Below are 5557 nucleotides of genomic sequence, written 5' to 3'. Positions count from 1 at the left end.
GTGCGGCCGGGCGTGCTCCACGAACCGGGCGGTGGAAGGCCGACGAAGCGACCCTCACCGCCGCGGCGCGGTTTGCTGTCTGGGGTGACCGCACGCCCATCGAGCCTGCCGTCGGCCCACCACCGTTCGCGATCCCTTGAGTCCTTGAACCCAGGTCAGACGCCCCGCGCCAAGGCCAGAGGGGCTGACGCCTGCCTTTGATCGGGACCGAACGTCGGCCCAGTCCATCGCGGCAGGCGGATCCGACCATCTACGGGCGCGGGTGACTGCGTTCGGGGATGGTGTACCACGCGACGGCGCGCAACCGGCGCAGGAGGCCACGCTGGTAGACCTCCTGAGGTGAAAGACTCCCGGGGTTGTAAACCCCTGGTTTGAAGGAGAAGGCGTTCGTGGAGTTGTCGCGTCGGAGTCTTGGGAAGTTGGCTGTCGCGACTGGTGTCACCGCTGCGGTGGGTACTGGTGCTGGGTACTTGATCGAGCGGCCCGCTGATGCGGCTGCTACCTGGAAGGCGACGGGGACCGCGGTGCCGGCGCTGGTCGGGTTCGACAACCAGATGAAGGCGTTCATGCAAGCCCGGGGGATCACCGCGGGGCAGGTCGCGGTGACGTACAAGGGGCGGCTGGTGCTTGCCCGTGGCTACAGTACGTCGACCGCGCTGACGGTGCAGCCGACGTCGCTGTTCCGGATCGCCAGCTTGTCGAAGTCGTTGACGGCGGCCGCGATCGTGAAGCTGGTGCAGGACGGGAAGCTGAGCCTGTCGACGCCGGTCGCGAACATCATCGACATCAAGCCGGCGACCGGACTGACCCGGGACCCGCGGTGGTCGCAGATCACGTTGTGGAAGGTGCTGCAGCACCTCGGCGGCTGGGACCGGGACGTGTCCGGCGACCCGGAGTGGAAGGACGCCACGATCTCCCGGACCCTCGGCGTACCGATGGAGCTGCACACCGCGGACGTGATCAAGTACGTCGCCGGGCAGAAGCTCGACTTCGACCCGGGGACGAAGTACGTGTACTCGAACTTCGGGTACACGCTGGCCGGCCGGGTGATCGAGAAGGTCAGCGGGCTCAGCTACGAGAACTACGTGAAGCAGAAGCTGCTCGCGCCGTTGAAGATCAAGCGGATGGCGCTCGGCTACTCGATCGCGAAGCACACCGGCGAGACGTCGTACGAGTCGCAGTACACGGGCCCGACGGTGCTCGACATGTCGGGGAAGGTCGTGCCCGCGCCGTACGGCTCGTTCAGCATGCGGATCCAGGACGCGAACGGCGGCTGGATCGCGAGCGCGCCGGACCTGGTCCGTTGGGCGAAGATGTTCGACGCCCCGTCGAGTGTGCTGAACGGTACGTCGCTCGGCCGCGTCTGGGCGAAGCCGTCCACCGGCGTGAACTCCGACGGCTGGTACTACGGCCTCGGCTGGCAGATCCGCCCGGTCACCGGCGGCACCGGCCGGAACACCTGGCACACCGGCAGCATGCCCGGCACGTACTCGATCATGGTCCGCACGTACAACGGGATGAGCTGGGCGGCCGTGTTCAACCGCCGTGACGACGCCAGCGGCAAGTCGTACGGCGACATCGACGCCGCCCTGTGGACCGCCGCCAACGGCGTCAAGACCTGGCCCACGAACGACCTGTTCCCGCAGTATTTCAGCTAGAACATCGACGCCCTGAAACGCGGCGTGCTGATCTGGGCCTCGCCGGCCATTTCGGTCAGTACGTCGCGCAGGGTGTCGATCGCGTCGTCGCCGAGGCGTTTACGGAGCCGGCGTTCGTAGTCGTGGTGGAAGCGGCGGGCCGCGGACAGGGCCGTGCGGCCGCGGTCGGTGAGGTGCAGCAGGCGGGCGCGGGCGTCGGACGGGTCGGGGCGGCGTTCGACGTACCCGCGGCGCTCCAGGTCGTCGGCGATCTGGCCGGCGCCCTGTTTGGTGATCTCCAGCCGTTCGGCGAGCCGGCTGATCGTGGTCGGGCCGTCGGCGAGCGTGCGGAACACGAAGCCGTCCGAGCGGCCCTGGTCGTCGTACCCCTGGGCGGCCATCCGCCCGCGGAGTGCGCGGACGAACTCCTGGTCGGCCAGCAGCAGGAGGATGCCGAGATCCGGCTTGCCCGATAGCGTCATACCGGCCATGATAGTCAAGCTGACTTGGTCAAGTTGCCTTTACTAAATGGGAGGGGAAACCTATGCAGGTCATCCATGCCGGCGACGCGCCGCGTTTCCAGCTGCCGGGGGTCGAGTTCACTGGGTACGCCGCGCCGAGCCGGGGCTCCGCCGGGCTGTGCACCTGGCGGCTGACGGTCGACGTCGGCCACGGCGGCGACGCGCCGCACACGCTCGACCGCGACGAGGTGTTCATGGTGCTGAGCGGCCGCGTGCAACTCGGCGACGTCGAGCTCGGCCCGGGCGACGCGGTCGTGGTACCGGCCGGCGAGCCGATCGCGCTGACCAACCTCGGCGAGCAGAAGGCCGAGCTGATCGTCGCTATCGCCGCGGGTTTCACCGGCCATCTGGCCGACGGCACCACCGTCCAGCCACCCTGGGCGCAGTAGCGACGCGTCAGCAGCGTCTGATCGGGGCAGTGTGCGTCGTGTCGGCAACCGTCACTCCGCGGAAGATCACCGCCAGCGTCCTGCGGCGCAGGTCTTCCGGCCAGCCGTTCTGCTGAGCCGCCTGCGCAGCGGCGGTCAGCAGGGCCATCACCTCGTCGGTGCGGACATCGCTGCGCACCTGGCCGGCGTTCTTCGCCTCCTCGAGCAGCCGGGCGACCTCGTCGGTCAGTCCCTGCAACGCATCGCCCAGGTCGAGGTCGGGGTCCGACAAGGCCGCGACCACTGTGCGGGTCCGTACAGCCTCGTCGACGACCGCGGTGATGAAGGTGAACAAGGTTGAGCCGGTGGCCAGCTCGACCAGCCGTTGCAGCGACTCCTTCATGATCGCGACCAGCAGGGCTTCCTTGGTCGGGAAGTGCCGGAACACGGTGCCGACGGCGACTCCGGCGCGGCTTGCGACCTGCTCGGTGGTCGCCTTCGGGCCGTGCTCCGCGAACGCCGCGCGCGCCGCGGTCAGAATCGCGGAGCGGTTCCGCCGGGCGTCCGCGCGCAGCTCGGGAGCCATTCGATCTCCAGGGGTAGAAACCTGAGTGCACACTCACTATAGTCCGAATGAAACTGAGTGGGTACTCACCTTATGGAGGATGGCGATGTCCGAGTTGCACGCGGTGATCGACCGGATGGGTGCGAGCTGGCTGGGTGAGCCGGCATTCGACGAGTTGCTGGCCGACGACGTCGTGATCGAGGCGCCGTTCGCGCCAGGGGGCCCGCAGCGGTGGGTCGGCCGGGAGGAGTGGCTCGCGTTCGCGGTGCCTGCCCGGGCGGGGTTCCCGGTGCGGTTCGACCGGTTCACGAAGCTGGCGGTGCACGAGACGCTCGACCCGGAGGTCGCGGTGGTCGAGTACGAGCTGGGCGGTGAGATCGCGGGCACCGGTCGGCGCGGGTCGGCGCGGTTCGTCGGCGTACTGCGGGTGCGGGACGGGCGGGTTGCCGAGTGGCGCGAGTACCAGGACACCGCCGCCATCCAGCAGGCGCTAGGTTGACCTCAGGACAGAGTTTGGGAGGACGGTCATGCCGGAGATCGTGGAGTTGGGGGAGCGGCCGTACGTCGCGCTGCGTGGCCAGGTGGCGATGGACGGGATCGCCGCGTTCGCGGATCGGTTGCGGGAGGTGATCGACTGGCTCGCGGCCCGGGAGATCGCGCCGAACGACGCGCCGTTCTTCAGGTACGACGTGGTCGACATGGAGCACGAGCTGACGATGGAGATCGGGTTCCCGGTCGACGAGGTGCACGCGGGTGAGGGCGAGATCGTCACCGGCGTGCTCCCGGCCGGCCGGTACGCGACCGTCACCTACCACGGGCACCCGGCCGGTCTACTCCGCGCGACCGGCGACCTGCTCGCCTGGGGTGCGGAGCAGGGCGTCGAGTGGGACGCCGAGGGCGACAGGTGGGCCGCCCGTCTGGAGATCTACCGCTCTGACCCGCGGGAGGTCCCGAACATGGACGACTGGGTCACCGACCTGCAGTTCAAGCTGAAGAACTGAGTGCCGACCGTACTGGCGGGTGTCGCCAAGCTCGACGCCGAACGGATCCGTCATGTCGCCTCACCGCTGATCGAGCTCGGGTCCGCTCTGCACGTGCTGGCGGAGCCCGCGCACCACGACCGTGCCGACTGGGCGGCTGCCGTTCCACTGTCGGACGAGCTGCGCGGGGAGCTCGCTCAGTGGACCTGGACGGTACGCGCGGTCCGGGCGCGCTTCTTCGCGACAACCACCGCAACAGGTATGCCGTTGTGGGACGACGAGCTGGCAGCGCTGCGTAAACGTCCGCCGGAGGAGGTGGCCGCAGAACTCGTCCGCCCGCTCCGTGGCCGCCCGTTGGGCAGCCGGTCCACCGACAACACCGCAGTACTGCACTGGGCGCGCAGCCGAGGCCGTACTACCGCAGCGCTCGTAGACTCGCTGCTGACCGACCCTGCTGATCCGGTACGTCGTTTTGTGGACCTGCTGGACGCCTGCTGGCAGGAGTGGTTCCGTACCGTCTGGGACGAGTCACGGGATGCCCTGGCTGCCCGTGGCAGGCAAGACCGAGACCTGGCGGTACGGGACGGTGTCGGGGCGATGCTGCGTTCGCTGGACGCTTCGGTCGACGTGCGGGACGCAGACAGCGTTGTGGTGCAGAAGGTGCAGAGCAAGCGGATCGACATCAGCAGCCGGGCGCTGTTGCTTGTCCCGAGCAACTACATCGCGCCGCACCTGTTCATCGGGGAGATCCCCGGCGAGCCGATCACGATCATCTACCCGACTGGCGGGCGTGCGACCGACGTACCGACTGCTGCGCAGATCCGCGCTCGCCTGGACGCGCTGGCGTCGCCCGACCGTCTCCAGGTGTGCAGGGCTGTTGCCAGCGAGCCGCGTACCGCGGGTGAGATCGCTGCGCTGTGGGGTCTGCACCCGACACAGGTCACTCGTCACCTGCGGGCGCTCACAAGAGCCGGTCTGGTCACGGCTGAACGCGAAGGGCGATTCGTGGCCTACAGGCTGAACAACGACGCGCTCACAACCCTAGGCGCTGACCTGCTCACGCTGATCATGCGCTAGGAGGTCGCGCAGAGCCCTCGCGGCCGCGAACCCGGCCCGGTTGGCCCCAATCGTGCTGGCAGACGGCCCGTAGCCGACAAGATGGATGCGCTGGTCCGCTGCGGTGGCAGTGCCGTTCATGCGGATACCTCCGGAGGGCTCACGCAGGTGTAGCGGCGACAGGTGCGCCAGGTCGGCGCGGAAACCAGTAGCCCAGAGGATGGTGTCCACGTGCTGCTTGCTGCCGTCAGCCCACTCCACACCGTCCGGTGTGATGCGCGAGAACATCGGTAGCCGCCTGTAGACGCCACGGTCCCACGCAGCTTGCTCCTGTTGCCGCAGGTGCAGACCGGTCACGCTGACGACGCTCCGAGGCGGCAGACCCGCACGGACGCGCTCTTCCACCCGAGCGACCACCTGACGCCCGTAC

Annotated in this window: 7 protein-coding genes and 1 pseudogene; 5 read left to right on the top strand and 3 right to left on the bottom strand. The window is 68.7% G+C overall.

Annotated features, from left to right (window positions below; all coding sequences use genetic code 11):
• Positions 1 to 419: 419 nt before the first annotated feature.
• Positions 420 to 1658 carry a serine hydrolase domain-containing protein gene (locus tag VFF46_RS08875; protein ID WP_325036558.1) on the top strand — a complete coding sequence of 413 codons (1239 nt, stop codon included), beginning with the start codon at positions 420 to 422 and terminating at the stop codon, positions 1656 to 1658.
• On the opposite strand, the gene VFF46_RS08870 is transcribed toward VFF46_RS08875, so the two are convergent.
• Positions 1655 to 2119 (bottom strand): MarR family winged helix-turn-helix transcriptional regulator, encoded by a 465-nt coding sequence (locus VFF46_RS08870; RefSeq protein WP_325036557.1) that lies wholly within the window; start codon positions 2117 to 2119, stop codon positions 1655 to 1657. The genes VFF46_RS08875 and VFF46_RS08870 overlap by 4 nt on opposite strands.
• A 62-nt stretch (positions 2120 to 2181) precedes the next feature.
• Here VFF46_RS08870 and VFF46_RS08865 point away from each other — a divergent pair, with 62 nt between their 5' ends.
• Positions 2182 to 2547: a cupin domain-containing protein gene (locus tag VFF46_RS08865; protein ID WP_325036556.1), complete on the top strand. Its 366-nt coding sequence runs from the start codon at positions 2182 to 2184 to the stop codon at positions 2545 to 2547.
• Between the two features lie 7 nt (positions 2548 to 2554).
• On the opposite strand, the gene VFF46_RS08860 is transcribed toward VFF46_RS08865, so the two are convergent.
• A complete protein-coding gene (locus VFF46_RS08860; protein ID WP_325036555.1) occupies positions 2555 to 3112 on the bottom strand; it encodes a helix-turn-helix domain-containing protein in 558 nt (185 codons plus the stop codon).
• Between the two features lie 85 nt (positions 3113 to 3197).
• Between VFF46_RS08860 and VFF46_RS08855 the strand changes: the two genes are divergently transcribed.
• From VFF46_RS08855 to VFF46_RS08845, 3 genes are read left to right on the top strand one after another with little or no spacing between them, the layout of a single operon-like run.
• Positions 3198 to 3590 carry a nuclear transport factor 2 family protein gene (locus tag VFF46_RS08855; RefSeq protein ID WP_325036554.1) on the top strand — a complete coding sequence of 131 codons (393 nt, stop codon included), beginning with the start codon at positions 3198 to 3200 and terminating at the stop codon, positions 3588 to 3590.
• 28 nt (positions 3591 to 3618) lie between these two features.
• Positions 3619 to 4092 carry a GyrI-like domain-containing protein gene (locus VFF46_RS08850; protein WP_325036553.1) on the top strand — a complete coding sequence of 158 codons (474 nt, stop codon included), beginning with the start codon at positions 3619 to 3621 and terminating at the stop codon, positions 4090 to 4092.
• The gene (locus VFF46_RS08845) at positions 4093 to 5148 is read left to right on the top strand and encodes an ArsR/SmtB family transcription factor (RefSeq protein ID WP_325036552.1); all 1056 of its coding nucleotides are present in this window, start codon (positions 4093 to 4095) and stop codon (positions 5146 to 5148) included.
• Here VFF46_RS08845 and VFF46_RS08840 read toward each other — a convergent pair.
• Positions 5113 to 5557: pseudogene (locus VFF46_RS08840) on the bottom strand (pyridine nucleotide-disulfide oxidoreductase); the annotation flags it as partial. The gene VFF46_RS08845 and the pseudogene VFF46_RS08840 sit on opposite strands and share 36 nt — an antisense overlap.

Source organism: Kribbella sp. (assembly GCF_035655035.1).
In the GTDB taxonomy this organism is placed as follows: domain Bacteria; phylum Actinomycetota; class Actinomycetes; order Propionibacteriales; family Kribbellaceae; genus Kribbella.
The sequence above is the reverse complement of the archived record's forward strand: the minus strand, read 5'-3'. Positions and strand labels throughout refer to the sequence as shown.

Coding starts and splice junctions, on each gene's coding strand:
- VFF46_RS08870 (WP_325036557.1), bottom strand. CDS start 2,119: ATGACGCTATCGGGCAAGCCGGATCTCGGCATCCTCCTGCTGCTGGCC.
- VFF46_RS08865 (WP_325036556.1), top strand. CDS start 2,182: ATGCAGGTCATCCATGCCGGCGACGCGCCGCGTTTCCAGCTGCCGGGG.
- VFF46_RS08860 (WP_325036555.1), bottom strand. CDS start 3,112: ATGGCTCCCGAGCTGCGCGCGGACGCCCGGCGGAACCGCTCCGCGATT.
- VFF46_RS08855 (WP_325036554.1), top strand. CDS start 3,198: ATGTCCGAGTTGCACGCGGTGATCGACCGGATGGGTGCGAGCTGGCTG.
- VFF46_RS08850 (WP_325036553.1), top strand. CDS start 3,619: ATGCCGGAGATCGTGGAGTTGGGGGAGCGGCCGTACGTCGCGCTGCGT.